Below are 15,339 nucleotides of genomic sequence, written 5' to 3'. Positions count from 1 at the left end.
CCGCCCTCCCCCCCCGTTGCACCCCCGGGCCCATACCCCCCCCCCCCCCCACACCACCCCCTGCGGGGGGGGGCCCGGGGGGGGGGCCGCCCGGGGGCGCGCCCCCGCCACCGGGCCCCGGATCGCTCCGACGCCCCTGCGTCCACGCGTCCCTCTCAGAACCTCTCAGAACCTCTCAGAACCTCTCAGAAGGTGATCGTCCAGCCCTCCCTGCGGCCCTGTGCCACGGTGTAGGAGACTCCGTGGACCTTGAGCCCACCGGCGTCGAGCAACGTGATCGCGCCTCCTTCGTTGCCCAGTGTGAACGGCGGGCCGACGGCGACCGCGAGGGCGGCGCCGGGGGCCAGCGTGCCGGCCGGCAGCGGGAAGGCGTTCTTGTGCTGGTCCGCGAGACGCCATCCGGTGAGGTCGACCGCACCGGGAGAGGCGTTCAGCAGGGTGACGACCTCGCCGCTCTCGGGCGCGGGTCCGGCGGGGTTGACGAGCGCGGCGAGAACGCGGACGGGCTCCTCACCGGTGCCCGGCCGCGCGGGGGCGCCGTCGAGGGAGTGCCCGGTGATGTCGTCGGTGTGCCAGGCCTGGGACTGGAAGGCCAGGAAGATCGCGACCCAGCGCGACTCCGCGGGAAAGCGCAGGAGCAGGCCGCCGTCCTGCCACACGCCGTCGTCACCGCGGAAGCGCTGGGAGTTGCCCTGGTTCATATGGATGTCGTGCACGCCGTTGCCCGGCCGGAATCCGAAGATCTTGTCGGGGACTCCGGGCTCGGGGCCCCAGCGCTCACCGAAGGCGTAGACGACCGCGGTGGGATCGGCGATCGCCCGCTGAACATAGTGGTCGAGCTTGTCGGCCAGGTCGTTGTCCACTCCCGGCAGGTCGGGCGGGAGCGGGCGAAGAGCCGCGGGGTCGAACAGGTTGCCCCGGATGTAGTCGAGGGCCTGCCCGCCGGGACGTGACGGCAGAGCCGTCCAGCCCCCGGCGGTCTGCGGGAGGGCCTGGGTCACCGGATGCCGGAAGTCCTCGTCGACGAGCTGGAGCAGTTCCGAGGGCGCCTGCTGGGACTTGACGTTGACCGCGATCCGGTAGGAGACCCGCGCGTCGTCGACGAGGTGGACCTGGTAGTGCGGGGTGTTCGAGCCCCCCTCGCGCCGCCTGCCGGCGGCCCGGCCCGCGAGGACCCCGTAGCTCTTCAGCGGCATCGATCCACCTTTCAAAAGGCACATCCGGACTACACAGTGGCATTGCTCGAAAAATCAGGAAAGCGCCTGAGTGAAATCGGTCCAGAGGTCCTCGATGTGCTCGATGCCCACCGCCACCCGGACCGTTCCCTCGTTGATCCCATGCCGGGCGAGCTCCTCAGCCGTCAGCGAGCGGTGGGAGGTGGTCGCCGGGTGCAGGATCAGCGTCTCGACACCGCCGAGCGACGGGGCCAGCAGTGCCAGCCGTACCGAGCTCATGAACTTCTCCCCCGCCTCACGCCCGCCGACCAGGTCGAAGGAGAAGACCCCGCCGAAATCCGGCAGCAGCTTCGTCGCCAGCCTGTACGAGCGATGCGAGGGCAGGCCCGGCCAGTGCACGGCCGACACGGCCGGATGGTTGTCCAGGCGAATGGCCAGTTCCCGGGTGTTGGAGCAGTGCCGTTCCATCCGCAGCGGCAGGGTCTGGATGCCCCGCAGGGTGAGCCAGGCGGCGAACGGGTCGGCGGTGGCGCCCAGCTCGACGGCGAAGTGCCACACCTTCCGGTAGAGCTCGTCGGAGGCGAATACCGCGACGCCGCCGAGCACGTCGGTGTGCCCGCTCAGGTATTTGGTCGTGGAGTGGACCACGATGTCGGCGCCGTGCTCCAGCGGGCGGCACAGGATCGGCGAGGCGAAGGTGTTGTCCACCACCGAGACCAGCCCGGCCTCTCGGGCCGCCGCGCACATTCCCGGCAGATCCGCGACCTGCGTCGCCGGGTTGGCGATCGTCTCCAGGTAGACCAGCCTGGTTTCCGGCCGTACGGCCGCGCGCAGCGCCTCGGGGTCGTCCTCGGGGACGTAGGAGACCGTGATCTGGAATCGCCGGACAAGGTCGTTGATCATCGCTGCGGTGCCGCCGTAGAGCGAGTTCTGCGCGATCAGGTGGTCACCGGGTTCGAGCAGGCCGAGCAGGACGGAGTTGATGGCTCCCATGCCCGAGGCGGTCGCGACCGCGCCCACTCCGCCCTCCAGCCCGGCGACGGCCTCCTCCAGCGACCGGACCGTCGGGTTGGACAGCCGCCCGTAGACGAAGGCACCGTCGGGACGGCCCATTCCGTCGGCGAAGACGGCCGGGTCCTCGAAGACGAAGCCGGAGGTCTGGTAGAGCGGCACCGTGATGGGGCGGCTGCCGTTCAGCGTCGGCTGGGGAAGGTGGACGGCGCGGGTCTCGGGGCGGAAGTCAGTCATGCGTCAAGAATGTCCGGTCGGCGAGCCGTTTGTCAGATTCCATCGGGCAAGATCGGGCAAGTTTGGTCCATCGTGCGAGCCGGTTCCGATGAACCGATCGCCAAGCCCGGGTGCCGGCCGTCCGGGCCCGCTCCCTCCTGCCCCCCTTACGGCGGGGCCCGCTCCCCCTCCCGCTCGCCGTACGGCCGTGTGCCGTGGCCGTCCAAGGTCCCCCGGCGCCCGCCGGACCCGGCGAGGTCGTGAATTCTTCACTGTTCCCGGATCCGGGCGATCGCCAGGATCGAAGACATGACAGCGATTCAGGTGGACGGGCTCAGAAAGAGCTACGGGGACTTCACGGCGGTCAAGGATGTCTCCTTCGCCGTCCCCCAGGGTGAGATCTTCGCCCTCCTCGGGCGCAACGGCGCCGGGAAGACGACGACGATGGAGATTCTGGCGGGCTTCCAGGAGCCGGACGGGGGCACGGTGCGCGTGCTCGGTCTCGACCCGGTCAGGGACCGGACCAAGATACGCCGGAGAAGCGGGATCATGCTGCAGGAGGCGGGGTTCTTCCCCGACCTGACCGTGGCACGGACCGTGGACGCCTGGCGTGACTTCGTCGCCGCGCCCCGGCCGCGCGAGGAGGCCCTGGAGCTCACGGGGCTGAGCGCCAAGGCCACCACGAAGGTGCGCCAGTTGTCCGGCGGGGAGAAGCGCCGCCTGGACCTGGCCCTGGCCATCCTGAACCGGCCCGACGTGCTCTTCCTCGACGAGCCCACCACCGGGATGGACCCCGAGGCGCGCAAGAACACCTGGGAGGTCATCCGCGCTCTGGCCGCCCAGGGCACCACGATCCTGCTCACCACGCACTACCTGGAGGAGGCCCAGCGGCTGGCCGCCAGCATGGCGATCATGGATCAGGGCCGGGTCGTCGCGTCCGGCGGCATGGCCGAGACCCTGGCCGCCCAGACGGGCCGGGTGGCCTTCGAGCTGCCCGACTCCGTCACCCCACAGGAGGTGCCGGTGCCCGTCGCCTCGATGGAGGGCCGCACGGCGGTGTGCCGGGTCAGCGACCCCGACCTCGCCGCGCAGACCCTCCTGGGCTGGGCGGGCGAGCGCGGCCTGCGCCTGCGCGGCCTGGAGGTCCGCACGGCGACCCTTGAAGATCTGTTCCTCGACCTCGCCGCCGACGAGACGGCCGAAAAGAAGGTGGCATGACCATGTCCGCACGTGATCTGGCGGTCGTCGCCCGTTTCGACGGCCGCATCTTCTGGCGGGACCGCGCGGCGTTGAGCATATCCGTGGCGCTGTCCCTGGGCCTGGGCATCGGACTGCCGCTCATGATGGACAGGATCGGCTCGGGGAGTCCAGAGCTCCTGCTGAACCAGCACCTGGGAGTGCTCGCGATGATCCTCGTCATCACGACCTTCAACCAGATCACCATCACCCTCACCACCCGCCGCGACCAGCTCGTCCTCAAGCGGATGCGGGCCACCGGGCTGAGCGACCGCGACATCCTCGGCGGGGAGATCGTCAACCTCGTCGTCCAGAGCACGCTGCTGACCGCCGTGGTCTCGGTGGCGCTGTACTCGCTGACGAGCCTGCCGACACCACGCGATCCGCTGCTGTACCTGGTGGCCGTGGTCGCGGGTGCCACCGTTCTGTGCCTGCTGGGAGCGGCGTTCACGGTGATCGTCCCGCGCACCGAGGTCGCCGCCGTCATGGCCATGCCGTTCTATCTCCTGGCCGGTATCGGCACGGGCGGCCTTGGCCCGATCCGGGAGGTCCTTCCCGGCTGGATCGGCACGCTGCTCGACCTGCTGCCCACCGGCGCCGTCGTCGAGGCGGCCCGCGCGGCCTATGCCGCGAACGGGACCTTCGCCGGGGATCTGGCGGCGGCGGCCGTACCGGCGCTGAAGCTGGCCGTCTGGGCGGCGATCGGGGCCTTCGCGATCGCACGGTGGTTCCGCTGGGAAGCCCGGAAGTCATAATTCACTAACATGCGACTCAACCCCCAGCATCTGGTCGTGGGCATCGTCTCCACCATCTCGATCGGCTTCAGCGCCGACATGCTCTTCCTGACCAGGTCCCCGTTGGAGGCCGCGGCACTGGCCGCGGCCTCGGTCGCCTTCCTCATCCCGCACCACCTGCAGATCCGGGCCGCGCTGCGAGGAGAGGAGCCGCGCGGCGTCCCGGTCGCGCTGATCATCCAGACTGTGGTCACCTACGCGGCGATCCCGTTCCTCGCCTCGCTCTGGTTCGTCCTCGGCTACAACTGGGCGGTGAGCATGCCGACGATCCTGTCGGGAGCGGTGCTCGTCAGGCTGAGACTGAAGTTCGCGGTCCCCGTCGTGATCGCGATCGGCGCGATCGCCTTCTGGCTGGGCACGCAGGCGATGTACGGGAAGCTGGCGATGGGCATCCACTACGCGATCACGGTCGCGGTGACGGGTGGGGTGACCTACGCGGGGGTGCGGCTGGTCGTCGTCAGCAGGCAGCTGGAGCAGGCGAAGATGGAGCTGGCGGAAGCCGCGGTGCTCCGGGAGCGGCTGCGGATCTCCCGTGACCTGCACGACGGGCTGGGCAGCAGCCTGACCGCCATCGCCCTCAAGGGCGACCTGGCTCGCAGGCTGGTCGGGCGCGAGCCCGCGGCGGCGGAGGCGGAGCTGTCGGAGCTGGTCCACGTGGCCAGGGACGCCGCGCAGGAGGTGCGGCAGGTGGCGCGGGGCTACCGGGAGATGTCGCTGGCCGAGGAGGTGCACCGGGCGGTGGCGCTGCTGGAGACCTCAGGGGTGAGCTGCCAGACGAACCTCGCCGACCTGGAGGTCCCCCGGCCGGTCGACGAGGCGCTGGCCTGGGCGGTGCGCGAGGGGGTCACCAACGTGGTACGGCACAGCCGCGCCACGACCTGTTCCATCAGCACCTCCGCGCACGGCGGTGCCGTACGGCTGGAGCTGGTCAACGACCGCGCCCGCAGGCGATCGGCGGACGGCAACGGGCTGACCGGCCTGCGGGAGCGGGCCGGCGGGCTGGGCGGGTCGGTCAGCGCGGAGCGGACCGGTAACGGCGGGTTCCGGCTCACGGTGGAGGTGCCCGCGTGATCAAGGTACTGCTCGCCGAGGACATGCACATGATCAGGGCCGCGCTCACCGCGCTGTTGCGGCTGGAGCCCGACATCGAGGTGGTCGCCGAGGTCACCCGCGGCGACGAGATCGTCGCCGCGGCCCTGCGGGCCCGGCCGGACGTGGCGGTGCTGGACATCGACCTGCCCGGAGTCGACGGCATCACCGCCTCGGTGGAGTTGCGGGAGAAGCTGCCCGGCTGCCGGGTCCTGGTTCTCACCGCGATGGGCCAGCCCGGCCAGGTGCGCAGGGCGCTGGCGGAGGGCATCGAGGCGTTCCTGGTCAAGGACGCCCCCGGCGACCACCTGGCGGACGCGATCCGGCGCACCGCCCAGGGCCTGCGGGTGCTGGACCCCGAGCTGGTCGCCACGGCCATCGAGTACGGCGCGAGCCCGCTGACCCCCCGCGAGGCCACCGTGCTGAGGGAGGCGGCACGCGGCGCCCCGGCGGAGGAGATCGCCGGCCGGCTGCACCTGTCCCCCGGGACCGTGCGCAACTATCTGACCAGCGCGATCACCAAGACCGGCGCCCGCAACAAGCTCGACGCCGTCCGGATCGCGCAGGATGTGGGCTGGATCTAGGGTCCGCCACGCGGATCTCGCCTACGCCGCGGATCGGCCGGCGGGGGCGACGGCCGTACGGTGCGCGCGATCGACGACGCGGTGCAGGGCGATCAACCCATAGCCGAGTAGTAAGAAGCAGACAGCCAGCGCCACTGCCATGAGCGAGACTCCGCCGTACCCGAACCTGTCCACATCCAGAAACGGATAGGGGTATCGCTTCCATGCATATGAAGGCAGCAGGGCACCCCGGATCAGGGCGAAGACCAGATACGCCATCGGATAGGTCAGCCATACGAGGGCAGCCGCCCATTTCGGCCGAGGGGCGGTCCGGTCGAAGACCAGCCAGTCGATCACGGCCATGATCGGTGTCACGTAGTGGAGGAGGAAGTTGCCGAGGCCGAGGCCGGAGAGGGAAAGGTGCTCGAAGGGGTTGGCTCCACGCATTCGCAGAAAATGCCAGACCAGCCCGGTGATCACGATGTAGAGCGTCACCGCCCCCTTGACCCCGGCGGAAGGTCGCCGTCTGCTCACCACTCGCCAGGAGCAATATCCCGCGAGCATCAGATTGCTCTGCACGGTGAAGAGCACGAGCGGGTTCAGGGGGCTGGCCAGGGCCAGCCACGTATAGATCAGGCCGACCACCGCGGCCAGGATCAGCATCAAGCGGAACGCCGTCGCACAGACCATGAAGATCACAGTCGCACAGACCACGTCCCCCCGGCCGGCAGTTCGCCGATCGCAGAAACATATCGGGTCACAGGTGTGAGATCACAGCGATATCGGGCGCCCGATGACGACCATGTGATCGTTTTTCGCTAAGGTTCTCGTCTTGGAGGCGTCTGGGTGCCTGGTGGCCCTCCTGGTCTTCAAAACCAGAGGCGCCGAGTATCTCGGCGCGGCGGGTTCGATTCCCGTCCGCCTCCGCTCATCACCCGGGAGGGGAGCGCGAGTGGATCCACGGCGTGCCGTACCGCGCACTGACACCATGCTGGCCGACCCCCGGCTGGCCGCGGCGCGGGAGACCTTGGGCCGGAACATCGTCAAGAACGCCGTGACGCAGGCGCAGCAACGTGTCCGGGAGGGCCTCGTCCACCCCGCCGAAGCGGTGGAGGCGGCGCTCGCCCTCCTGCCGGGCAACGCGGGGGGCCTGCGGCCGGTCGTCAACGCCACCGGCGTGCTCGTGCACACCAACCTCGGCCGGGCCCCGCTGTCCTCCGCGGCCGTCGAGGCCATCGCCGCCGCCGCCGGATACACCGACGTGGAGTTCGACCTCGCCGGTGCGCGCAGGGCCAGGCGCGGCCGTACGGCTCTCGCCGCGCTCGCCGAGACGGTTCCCGAGGCCCAGGACGTCCATCTGGTCAACAACAACGCGGCGGCGCTCGTGCTCGCCGCCACCGCGCTCGCCCAGGACAAGGAGATCGTGATCAGCCGGGGCGAGCTGGTCGAGATCGGAGACGGGTTCCGCCTGCCCGAGCTGCTGGAGGCGACCGGCGCGCGGCTGCGCGAGGTCGGCACCACCAACCGCACCTCCCTGCGCGACTACGCGCGGGCCTGCGGCCCGGAAACCGGGTTCATCCTCAAGGTGCACCCGTCGAACTTCCGGATCGAGGGGTTCACCTCCGAGGTCCCCGTCTCGGAGCTGGCCACGCTCGGCCCGCCGGTGGTGGCCGACATCGGCTCGGGGCTCCTGCGGCCGGAGCCGCTGCTGCCGGACGAGCCCGACGCGGCGAGCGCGCTGCGCCAGGGAGCGGCGCTGGTCACGGCCAGTGGGGACAAACTGCTCGGCGGCCCCCAGGCCGGTTTGCTCCTGGGCACCGCCGAGCTGGTGGAGCGGCTGCGCCGCCATCCCCTGGCACGGGCGCTCCGGGTGGACAAACTGACCCTGGCGGCGATGGAGGCCACCCTGCGCGGACCGGAACCGCCCGTCCACCGATCGCTGCGCGTGAGTGTCGCCGAGCTTGAGGAACGGGCCAGGCGGCTCGCGCGCAGGCTCGGCCCGCGAGCCGAACCGGTGACGACCGGCGCGCGGGTCGGCGGCGGAGGCGCGCCGGGGGTGGAGCTGCCCAGCGCGGGGATCGCGGTGGACGCGGCGCTGGCCGTACGGCTGCGCACGCAGGACCCGCCCGTCGTCGGGCGGATCACCGAGGGGCGGCTGGTGCTCGACCTGCGCACGGTGGAACCGGGCCAGGACGAGCTTCTGGCCAAGGCGGTGGAGCAGGCATGGGACTGACTTTCCGGAGGCCGCCGCGACCCGCCGCCGTGGCCGAGGAGCGGGCATGAGGGTGATCGCGACCGCCGGGCACGTGGACCACGGCAAGTCGACGCTGGTGCGGGCGCTCACCGGGATGGAACCCGACCGCTGGGCCGAGGAGCGGCGCCGGGGGATGACGATCGACCTCGGGTTCGCCTGGACCATGCTCGACTCGGGTGAGCGGCTGGCGTTCGTCGATGTTCCCGGGCACGAACGGTTCGTCACCAACATGCTCGCGGGGGTCGGCCCGTCCCCCGCGGTCATGTTCGTGGTGGCGGCGGACGAGGGCTGGCGGCCCCAGTCGGCCGAGCATCTGGTCGCGCTGCACGCCCTGGGAGTACGGCACGGCCTGCTGGCGGTCACCCGTGCGGACCTCGCCGATCCGGAGCTCGCGATCGAGGAGGCCCGTCTCCACCTCGAAGGGACGAGCCTGGCCGGGATTCCCGCCGTCGCCGTCAGCGGGCTGACCGGGCAGGGGATCCCCGAGCTCAGGGCCGCGCTCGACCGGCTCGCGGCCGAGCTTCCCGAGCCCGACCGGGAGTCCCCGGTGCGGTTGTGGATCGACCGCGTGTTCACCGTCACCGGAGCCGGAACCGTCGTCACCGGCACGCTCACCCACGGCACGCTGCGCGTGGGCGACGAGCTGGCCGCCGGAGCCGAGCGGGTCCAGGTCCGGGGCCTGCAGACCCTCAACCAGCGGACCGACCTGGTGCCGGCCGTCGCACGCGTGGCCGTCAACCTCAGGGGAACCGGCCGCGCCGCCCTGGCCCGCGGCATGGCGCTGCTGACCCCGGGCGCCTGGATCACCACGGAGGTCGTCGACGTACGGCTGGACTCCGGCGAGGCTCCCAAGGGCGATCTGGTCTTTCATCTGGGCTCGGCCGCCGCTCCGGCCAGGCTGCGCCCGCTGGGTGAGGACACCGCTCGGCTCACCCTCTCCCAGCCCCTGGCCCTCCGGTCGGGAGACCGGGGGTTGCTCCGCGACCCCGGCCGCCGGGCGATCGTCACCGGCGTGCGCGTCCTGGACGTACGGCCCGCGCCGTTGCGGCGCCGGGGAGCCGCGGCGGCGCGGGCGGCGGCCCTCGCCGGGGTGCGCGTGCCCACCGCCGCGGACCTGCTCCGCTGGCACGGCCTGCTGAGCCGGGCGGATCTGACCGCGATGGGGTGCCCGCCCCCGGAGCACTCCGGCTCCGGCACCTTGGCCGCCGGACGGCCCGTGACGGGCGGCCGTCCCGCCGGGCGGCCGGAATCCGGCGACCCGACCGCCGGACGGCCGGAATCCGGTGATCCAACCGCCGGACGACCTGATTCCGGTGACCTGACCGCCGGACGGCCCGTGACGGGTGACTGGTTCGCCGATCCCGACCACTGGTCGGCGCTCGGCCGTGACCTGGTGGAGCAGGTGTCCCGGCACGCCCAGGGGATCACCGTGGAGGCCGCCGCCCACCTGCTCGGCCTGCCCGGACGCCGGCTGGTGGAGGCACTGGTCGCGCCGCCGCTGACGATCAGGTCAGGAGTGGTCCGGCGGGACGACCGGATGGCGCTTCCGCCCCGGATCGCGAAGGCGGTCGCCGCGCTCAAGGCCGAGCTCGCCGAGCGGCCCTTCGACGCCCCCACCGCCGAGCGTCTCGCCGAGCTCGACCTGACGGGCAAGTCTCTGGCGGCGGCCATACGGGCAGGGGAACTGCTGGCGGTCGCGAGGAACGTCGTCCTGCTGCCGGACGCGCCCGAACTGGCGGCGACCCTGCTGGGAGGGTTGCCCTCGCCGTTCACCGTCAGCCAGGCGCGGGCCGCCCTGAACACCAGCCGCCGCGTCGCCGTACCGCTCCTGGAACATCTCGACGCCCGGGGCATCACCCGCCGGGTCGACAACGAGTCGCGGATCTGCGCGCCGCCCGGCTGACGATCCGGCGCATGCCGCTCGGCCACCCGGCCGACGATCCGGCGCGGACCTACCCGCCGCCCGGTCGGCGATCCGGCACGCTGCCGCCTTGCCGCCCGGCTGACGATCCGATGGGAATCCGGCGGCCGCCCGGCTGACGATCCGGCGTATTCGGAGGCCGCCCGCCTACACGTCGGTGACGCGGATCCCGGCGTGAGCCTTGTAGCGGCGGTTGATGGAGATGAGGTTGGCGGTCAGCGCCTCGATCTGGTGGGCGTTGCGTAGGCGGCCGCCGTACACGCCGCGCACACCCGCGATCCGGCCCGCCAGCGCCTGGACCGTGTCGGTGGCCTCGCGGTCGTCACCCAGGACGAGCACGTCCAGGTCGATCTCGGACACCTCGGGGTCCAGCAGCAGGACGGCCGAGACGTGGTGGAAGGCGGCGACCACACGGCTGTCGGGCAGGACCGCCGCGGCCTGCTGGGCGGCGCTGCCCTCCTCGACGGGCAGCGCGTAGGCCCCCTGCTTGTCGAAGCCCAGCGGGTTGACGCAGTCGATGACGATCTTCCCGGCCAGCTCGGCTCGCAGGGACTCCAGGAGAGACTTGTGACCCTCCCAGGGGGTCGCCACGATCACCACGTCGGCCTCGGCGGCCACGGCCGCGTTTTCGGCGCCGCGCACCGGCCCGCCGATGCTCGCCGCCGCCTCCCGGGCCCGCTCCGCGCTGCGCGAGCCGATCAGCACGGGGTTGCCCGCCATGGCGAACCGCCTGGCCAGCCCCTTGCCCTGATCGCCGGTGCCGCCCAGGATCCCGATCGAGATTCCGCTCACATCCGGGCTGTCAGTGCTCACTCGTCGCTCCTCGTCGTTCTGGGCCACTCGGGCCGGACTCATCCGGCCCCGCCGCATGTCCAGATCATGCCAGGCTCATGTTCCCGGGACCGTCGCGGGGTCGCTAAGGCACGATGGAACGCATGGACACTCGGTCGGTGGCACTCCTGCGAGAGATCCTGGCCTCGACCGGCTGGGTGGAGCGCACTCGCGAGCTGGGGCTCGCCCTGCGCGCGACCCGGTCTCCGGGCGGCCTGCTGGTGGTCGGCACGCCCCGGGAGGAGCCCTGGCATCTGACCGCGCACCTGAGCGACGAGGCCAGGCTCTCCGGGTTACCCCAGCTCGCGCCGACACTGGTCCGCTGGGAGCCCGCCCCGGACGCGCCCGCGCACCTGCGGGTCGGGCTGGAGCGGATCGAGCGGACGAGGCGGGGCGAGACCCTGTTCGTCGTGGCCGAGGAGCAAGCCCCCGCGTCCCTTCTGGAACGGGTGAACGACGCCCGGCGCACCGGGGCGACGATCCTGGCCCTGAACGGCGGTGATTCCGAACTGGAAGGGCTGGCCCACGACGCGCTGACGGTTCCCGAGCGATCCCCGCTCTCCTTCGACGGCGCCCAGCACCTGGTCAGCGTCGCGGCGGGTGAGACCGGCAGGCGTCCGGGCCTGCGTGACCGGCTGGCCAGGCTGCTGGAACGGATCAGCGGCCCACACGTCGTCGACTAGCGGACCTCACGGCTCATCGGCTCGACCGCGCCGCGCGCTCCCCGAGCCGCGCGACGAGACCGTCGGCCGCCTCCCTGAGCGCGGCGATGACCACCGCCTGCACGGGCCCGGGCTCCCCCGACCGGGTACGGCTGACGCGGGTCACGGCGTCCAGGCGGCGGGCGCCCACGTTGGTGATGCCGGTGACCACGACCTCGTCCGCCGGGACCTCGAGCAGGGCCAGTGACGGCACGATCGCGACCCCGTGCCCCGCCGCGACCAGGGCGAGGGTGGGCGGGAACTCCTCGATCACGTGAACCCGGTGCGGGGTGAAACCGTGCAGCGCGGCCAGCCGGTCCAGTGCGTGCCCGCAGGCCTGGCCGGGCGGCCCGGCCACCCAGGGCGCGCCGCCCAGATCTTCCACCCCGCGCGGGATCTCCTCCCAGCCCGGGGGCACCACGATGCGGTATTCGTCCACGTAGAGGGGGTGGGAGACGATCGAGGGCTGTGCCAGGACGGGCTCGTCGGCGTCCTGCTCGGTGATGGCCAGGTCGATCCCGCCGAGCCGGAGCTCCTGCAGGGCGGGCGGGCCGTAGAGCTCGTGGATGCGCGGTGTGACCTGGGGATGGCGCTCGGCCAGCGTGCTCAGCGCGGGCACCAGCAGGTGCCGGATGACCGTGGGGAACGCCGCGATCGACACCGGCCCGGCCAGCCGCTCGGTGAAACGGGTCAGCTCCTGTTTCGCCTCGGCCAGCTCCTCCTCGACCCGCTCGGCGTATCCGGCGAGAACCCGGCCGGCCGGGGTGAGGGCGACCCTGCGCTGCGAACGGTCGACGAGCGCGAGTCCGACCTCTCGTTCCAGCAGCGCGAGCTGCTGGGAGACCGCCGAGGCGGTCAGATGCAGCGCCTCGGCCGCACGCATGACGCCACCACGTCGCGCGACCTCGTGGAGTACCAGCAGCCGCCGAGGGTCGATGTCCATATAGCTCAGCTTACGTGGATATTAAGGAGACTTTATTTGCTCTTCAGGGAGAGGAGTCAGGATCATTGAGGTATGTCCACCTTTCCCGCCGGAATGTGATCCGATGCCTCTTCTCGTCAACCTCCTCGGCTGGATCGGCGCCGCGCTCATGCTGTACGGCTATGCCATGGTCTCGGTGTCCCGGATGGCTGGGGACGGCATGCCGTACCAGACGATCAATCTCGTCGGCGCGATCGCGCTGATGATCAACACGGCCTACTACTCCGCCTGGCCCTCCGCGATCCTCAACGTCGTCTGGGGCGTGGTCGGTGCGGCGGCTCTCACCAGGATGGTCATGGCCCGATTCAAGAAGGAGCCGGTGAGCACCCCGTGACCCGCCTGGTCGAACTGAGCCACCGCATCACCGAAGGCATGCGCACCTATCCGGGTGTCCCCGGCCCCCGGCTCGGCGTGCATCTGAGCAGGGAGGCCTCACGGGAGGTCTACGCCCCCGGCACCGAGTTCCACATCGGCAGCATCGAGCTGGTCGCCAACACCGGCACCTACCTGGACACCCCCCACCACCGCTATCCGGACGGCCCCGACCTGTCCGAGGTGCCGTTGGAGGCGATCGCCGACCTGCCCGGCCTGGTCGTGCGGGCCGAGGGCCTGCGCTCGGTGGGCCCCGAGTTGTTCGCGGAACGCGACGTACGGGGAAAGGCCGTGCTCATCCACACCGGATGGGACCGGCACTTCGGCACCGAGGCCTACTTCCACGACCACCCCTACCTCGAACCCGCGGCGGCGCGGTGGCTCGCGGAACGGGGCCCGGCGCTCGTCGGGATCGACACGCTGAACATCGACGACACCCCGCCACGCGGCGAGCGCCCGGCGCACACGCTCCTGCTCGGCGCGGGCATCCCGATCGTGGAGCACATGACCGGCCTGGCCGCGCTCCCCGACACCGGGTTCCGCTTCCACGCCGCCCCGCCGATGGTGGCGGGCATGGGAACCTTCCCGGTCCGCGCCTACGCGGTCGTGGACGCCTAGTCGTCCCCGTCCCAGGCCTTGTCCCCCTCCCTCCACGCCTCGTTTCGCTCGGCCGCGGTCTTCAACGCGTTGGCCGCGGCCTCGCGGTTCGCGTAGGGACCCATCCGGTCCTTGTTCGGGCAGCCCTCGTCAGGCTCGACCGCCATGTGCTTCAGGCAGAACCACCACTGATCACTCATACGAGCAATCCTGCCCAGTAGGAAGCGCAACTAGACTGGGGGACCATGACGACACTGCTCCAGCCCGGGCGGATCTCGCCCATCCGCAAGGTCCCCGCCCACATCGAACGGCCGGAGTATGTCGGGAAGAAATCCCCGAAGACCGGGGAGCCCGACGTCAAGACGCCCGAGATCATCGAGCGGATGCGGATCGCGGGCAAACTGGCCGGTCAGGCGCTCGAAGAGGTCGGCAGGCACGTGGCTCCCGGTGTCACCACCGACGAGCTCGACCGGATCGGCCACGAGTTCCTCTGCGACCACGGCGCCTACCCCAGCACCCTCGGCTACCGGGGCTACCCCAAGTCGCTGTGCACCTCGATCAACGAGGTGATCTGCCACGGCATCCCGGACGACACCGTGCTGCGCGACGGCGACATCGTCAACGTCGACATCACCGCCTTCATCGGCGGCGTGCACGGCGACACCGACGCCACCTTCCTGGTGGGTGAGGTGGACGAGGAGTCACGCCTGCTGGTCGAGCGCACCCGCGAGGCCACCAACCGGGCCATCAAGGCCGTCGCCCCCGGCCGCCAGCTCAACGTGGCCGGCCGTGTGATCGAGGCCTACGCCAAGCGGTTCGGCTACGGAGTGGTCCGCGACTTCACCGGCCACGGCATCGGCACCACGTTCCACTCCGGCCTGATCGTCCCGCACTACGACGACCCGTCGCTGGCGGTCACCCTGGAACCCGGCATGACGTTCACCATCGAGCCCATGCTGACGCTCGGCACCATCGACTACGACATCTGGCCCGACGGCTGGACGGCCGTGACCAAGGACCGCAAGCGGACCGCCCAGTTCGAGCACACCATCCTGGTCACCGAGACCGGCCACGAGATCCTGACGCTCCCCTGAGGCCCCGCCTCCCCGGTCCCCCGGACGGCGCCCCGCCGCGGCGCGGGTGAAGATCCGCGAAACGGGCTAGCGTTTGCGGGGCGCCACCCCGGTGACGGTGGTGCCCTGGCCCTCGACGCCGTTGACGGTGAGAGTTCCCCCGAGTCCGGCGAAGTGGGTCCGCATGGCGACGACGCCCCGGCCTGCCGCCGGGCCGGAGAAACCGACCCCGTCGTCGCTGACCGTCATGCGCAGGCCGCCGCGCCCCAGGGTGACGGCGACGGAGACGACATTCGCCCGGCTGTGCCGCTCGATGTTCGCGAGCGCCTCGACCAGCGTGGCCAGAACGGCTTGGGCGACACCCGCGGAAACGTCACGGCCGGGCAGCGCCCAGGTCTCGACAACGATGCCGGTGCGCCGAGCCCACTCGGCGAGATGCTCCTCAAGAGCCTGAGCGAGACTCCGGCTCCGCTCCCCGCGCATGCGCAGTTTCTCGAACACTGCTCACCTTCCTGACCACATGG

Annotated in this window: 17 protein-coding genes and 1 tRNA gene; 11 read left to right on the top strand and 7 right to left on the bottom strand. The window is 71.4% G+C overall.

Annotated features, from left to right (window positions below; all coding sequences use genetic code 11):
• Positions 1–185: 185 nt before the first annotated feature.
• Positions 186–1,196, bottom strand: a complete 1,011-nt coding sequence (locus ACFY2X_RS42230) for a DUF2278 family protein (RefSeq protein WP_389949440.1) — start codon at positions 1,194–1,196, stop codon at positions 186–188.
• A gap of 54 nt (positions 1,197–1,250) precedes the next feature.
• Positions 1,251–2,423 carry a trans-sulfuration enzyme family protein gene (locus ACFY2X_RS42225; protein ID WP_389949437.1) on the bottom strand — a complete coding sequence of 391 codons (1,173 nt, stop codon included), beginning with the start codon at positions 2,421–2,423 and terminating at the stop codon, positions 1,251–1,253.
• A gap of 288 nt (positions 2,424–2,711) precedes the next feature.
• Between ACFY2X_RS42225 and ACFY2X_RS42220 the strand changes: the two genes are divergently transcribed.
• The 4 genes from ACFY2X_RS42220 to ACFY2X_RS42205 are packed head-to-tail and all read left to right on the top strand — an operon-like array spanning position 2,712 to position 6,105.
• Complete coding sequence (locus ACFY2X_RS42220; protein ID WP_389949435.1) at positions 2,712–3,620, top strand: ABC transporter ATP-binding protein; 909 nt, start codon at positions 2,712–2,714, stop codon at positions 3,618–3,620.
• A 2-nt stretch (positions 3,621–3,622) separates the two neighbouring features.
• On the top strand, positions 3,623–4,393 hold the full coding sequence (locus tag ACFY2X_RS42215) for an ABC transporter permease (RefSeq protein WP_389949432.1): 771 nt from the start codon (positions 3,623–3,625) through the stop codon (positions 4,391–4,393).
• A 9-nt stretch (positions 4,394–4,402) separates the two neighbouring features.
• Complete coding sequence (locus ACFY2X_RS42210; RefSeq protein ID WP_389949429.1) at positions 4,403–5,503, top strand: sensor histidine kinase; 1,101 nt, start codon at positions 4,403–4,405, stop codon at positions 5,501–5,503.
• Positions 5,500–6,105, top strand: a complete 606-nt coding sequence (locus tag ACFY2X_RS42205) for a DNA-binding response regulator (RefSeq protein WP_389949426.1) — start codon at positions 5,500–5,502, stop codon at positions 6,103–6,105. The genes ACFY2X_RS42210 and ACFY2X_RS42205 overlap by 4 nt, the downstream gene beginning before the upstream one ends.
• Before the next feature lie 21 nt (positions 6,106–6,126).
• Here the strand turns inward: ACFY2X_RS42205 and ACFY2X_RS42200 are convergent, their stop codons facing one another.
• The gene (locus ACFY2X_RS42200) at positions 6,127–6,774 is read right to left on the bottom strand and encodes a Pr6Pr family membrane protein (RefSeq protein ID WP_389949423.1); all 648 of its coding nucleotides are present in this window, start codon (positions 6,772–6,774) and stop codon (positions 6,127–6,129) included.
• 144 nt (positions 6,775–6,918) lie between these two features.
• On the opposite strand from ACFY2X_RS42200, the gene ACFY2X_RS42195 reads away from it, so the two are divergent.
• From ACFY2X_RS42195 to selB, 3 genes are all read left to right on the top strand, one after another.
• Positions 6,919–7,012 (top strand) — tRNA-Sec (locus ACFY2X_RS42195).
• Positions 7,013–7,036: 24 nt separating this feature from the next.
• Positions 7,037–8,317, top strand: a complete 1,281-nt coding sequence (selA, locus tag ACFY2X_RS42190) for an L-seryl-tRNA(Sec) selenium transferase (RefSeq protein WP_389949420.1) — start codon at positions 7,037–7,039, stop codon at positions 8,315–8,317.
• A gap of 46 nt (positions 8,318–8,363) precedes the next feature.
• Entirely contained in the window at positions 8,364–10,241 is a 1,878-nt protein-coding gene (gene selB / locus ACFY2X_RS42185; protein WP_389949417.1) for a selenocysteine-specific translation elongation factor, read from the top strand.
• 165 nt (positions 10,242–10,406) lie between these two features.
• On the opposite strand, the gene npdG is transcribed toward selB, so the two are convergent.
• Positions 10,407–11,114 carry an NADPH-dependent F420 reductase gene (gene npdG / locus ACFY2X_RS42180; protein WP_389949452.1) on the bottom strand — a complete coding sequence of 236 codons (708 nt, stop codon included), beginning with the start codon at positions 11,112–11,114 and terminating at the stop codon, positions 10,407–10,409.
• Positions 11,115–11,194: 80 nt separating this feature from the next.
• Here npdG and ACFY2X_RS42175 point away from each other — a divergent pair, with 80 nt between their 5' ends.
• A complete protein-coding gene (locus tag ACFY2X_RS42175) occupies positions 11,195–11,773 on the top strand; it encodes a hypothetical protein (protein WP_389949414.1) in 579 nt (192 codons plus the stop codon).
• A gap of 13 nt (positions 11,774–11,786) precedes the next feature.
• Here the strand turns inward: ACFY2X_RS42175 and ACFY2X_RS42170 are convergent, their stop codons facing one another.
• Positions 11,787–12,734: a LysR family transcriptional regulator gene (locus ACFY2X_RS42170; protein WP_389949411.1), complete on the bottom strand. Its 948-nt coding sequence runs from the start codon at positions 12,732–12,734 to the stop codon at positions 11,787–11,789.
• 103 nt (positions 12,735–12,837) lie between these two features.
• Here ACFY2X_RS42170 and ACFY2X_RS42165 point away from each other — a divergent pair, with 103 nt between their 5' ends.
• The gene (locus tag ACFY2X_RS42165; RefSeq protein WP_389949409.1) at positions 12,838–13,107 is read left to right on the top strand and encodes a hypothetical protein; all 270 of its coding nucleotides are present in this window, start codon (positions 12,838–12,840) and stop codon (positions 13,105–13,107) included.
• The gene (locus ACFY2X_RS42160; protein ID WP_389949406.1) at positions 13,104–13,763 is read left to right on the top strand and encodes a cyclase family protein; all 660 of its coding nucleotides are present in this window, start codon (positions 13,104–13,106) and stop codon (positions 13,761–13,763) included. Before ACFY2X_RS42165 ends, ACFY2X_RS42160 begins: the two co-directional genes overlap by 4 nt.
• Here the strand turns inward: ACFY2X_RS42160 and ACFY2X_RS42155 are convergent.
• Positions 13,760–13,942: a hypothetical protein gene (locus tag ACFY2X_RS42155; protein WP_389949403.1), complete on the bottom strand. Its 183-nt coding sequence runs from the start codon at positions 13,940–13,942 to the stop codon at positions 13,760–13,762. The genes ACFY2X_RS42160 and ACFY2X_RS42155 overlap by 4 nt on opposite strands.
• Before the next feature lie 45 nt (positions 13,943–13,987).
• Between ACFY2X_RS42155 and map the strand changes: the two genes are divergently transcribed.
• On the top strand, positions 13,988–14,836 hold the full coding sequence (gene map / locus ACFY2X_RS42150; protein ID WP_389949400.1) for a type I methionyl aminopeptidase: 849 nt from the start codon (positions 13,988–13,990) through the stop codon (positions 14,834–14,836).
• A gap of 66 nt (positions 14,837–14,902) precedes the next feature.
• Here the strand turns inward: map and ACFY2X_RS42145 are convergent, their stop codons facing one another.
• Complete coding sequence (locus ACFY2X_RS42145; RefSeq protein ID WP_389949397.1) at positions 14,903–15,316, bottom strand: sensor histidine kinase; 414 nt, start codon at positions 15,314–15,316, stop codon at positions 14,903–14,905.
• Between the last annotated feature and the right edge of the window lie 23 nt (positions 15,317–15,339).

The organism is Streptosporangium sp. NPDC000396, from assembly GCF_042898655.1.
Lineage (GTDB): Bacteria > Actinomycetota > Actinomycetes > Streptosporangiales > Streptosporangiaceae > Streptosporangium.
This window is presented reverse-complemented; position numbering and strand designations above follow the sequence as displayed.

Bases quoted from the DNA above. Each gene is read 5' to 3' on its own strand.
- ACFY2X_RS42230 (WP_389949440.1), bottom strand. From the start codon at position 1,196: ATGCCGCTGAAGAGCTACGGGGTCCTCGCGGGCCGGGCCGCCGGCAGG.
- ACFY2X_RS42225 (WP_389949437.1), bottom strand. From the start codon at position 2,423: ATGACTGACTTCCGCCCCGAGACCCGCGCCGTCCACCTTCCCCAGCCG.
- ACFY2X_RS42220 (WP_389949435.1), top strand. From the start codon at position 2,712: ATGACAGCGATTCAGGTGGACGGGCTCAGAAAGAGCTACGGGGACTTC.
- ACFY2X_RS42215 (WP_389949432.1), top strand. From the start codon at position 3,623: ATGTCCGCACGTGATCTGGCGGTCGTCGCCCGTTTCGACGGCCGCATC.
- ACFY2X_RS42210 (WP_389949429.1), top strand. From the start codon at position 4,403: ATGCGACTCAACCCCCAGCATCTGGTCGTGGGCATCGTCTCCACCATC.
- ACFY2X_RS42200 (WP_389949423.1), bottom strand. From the start codon at position 6,774: ATGGTCTGTGCGACGGCGTTCCGCTTGATGCTGATCCTGGCCGCGGTG.
- selB (WP_389949417.1), top strand. From the start codon at position 8,364: ATGAGGGTGATCGCGACCGCCGGGCACGTGGACCACGGCAAGTCGACG.
- npdG (WP_389949452.1), bottom strand. From the start codon at position 11,114: ATGAGTCCGGCCCGAGTGGCCCAGAACGACGAGGAGCGACGAGTGAGC.
- ACFY2X_RS42175 (WP_389949414.1), top strand. From the start codon at position 11,195: ATGGACACTCGGTCGGTGGCACTCCTGCGAGAGATCCTGGCCTCGACC.
- ACFY2X_RS42170 (WP_389949411.1), bottom strand. From the start codon at position 12,734: ATGGACATCGACCCTCGGCGGCTGCTGGTACTCCACGAGGTCGCGCGA.
- ACFY2X_RS42165 (WP_389949409.1), top strand. From the start codon at position 12,838: ATGCCTCTTCTCGTCAACCTCCTCGGCTGGATCGGCGCCGCGCTCATG.
- ACFY2X_RS42155 (WP_389949403.1), bottom strand. From the start codon at position 13,942: ATGAGTGATCAGTGGTGGTTCTGCCTGAAGCACATGGCGGTCGAGCCT.
- map (WP_389949400.1), top strand. From the start codon at position 13,988: ATGACGACACTGCTCCAGCCCGGGCGGATCTCGCCCATCCGCAAGGTC.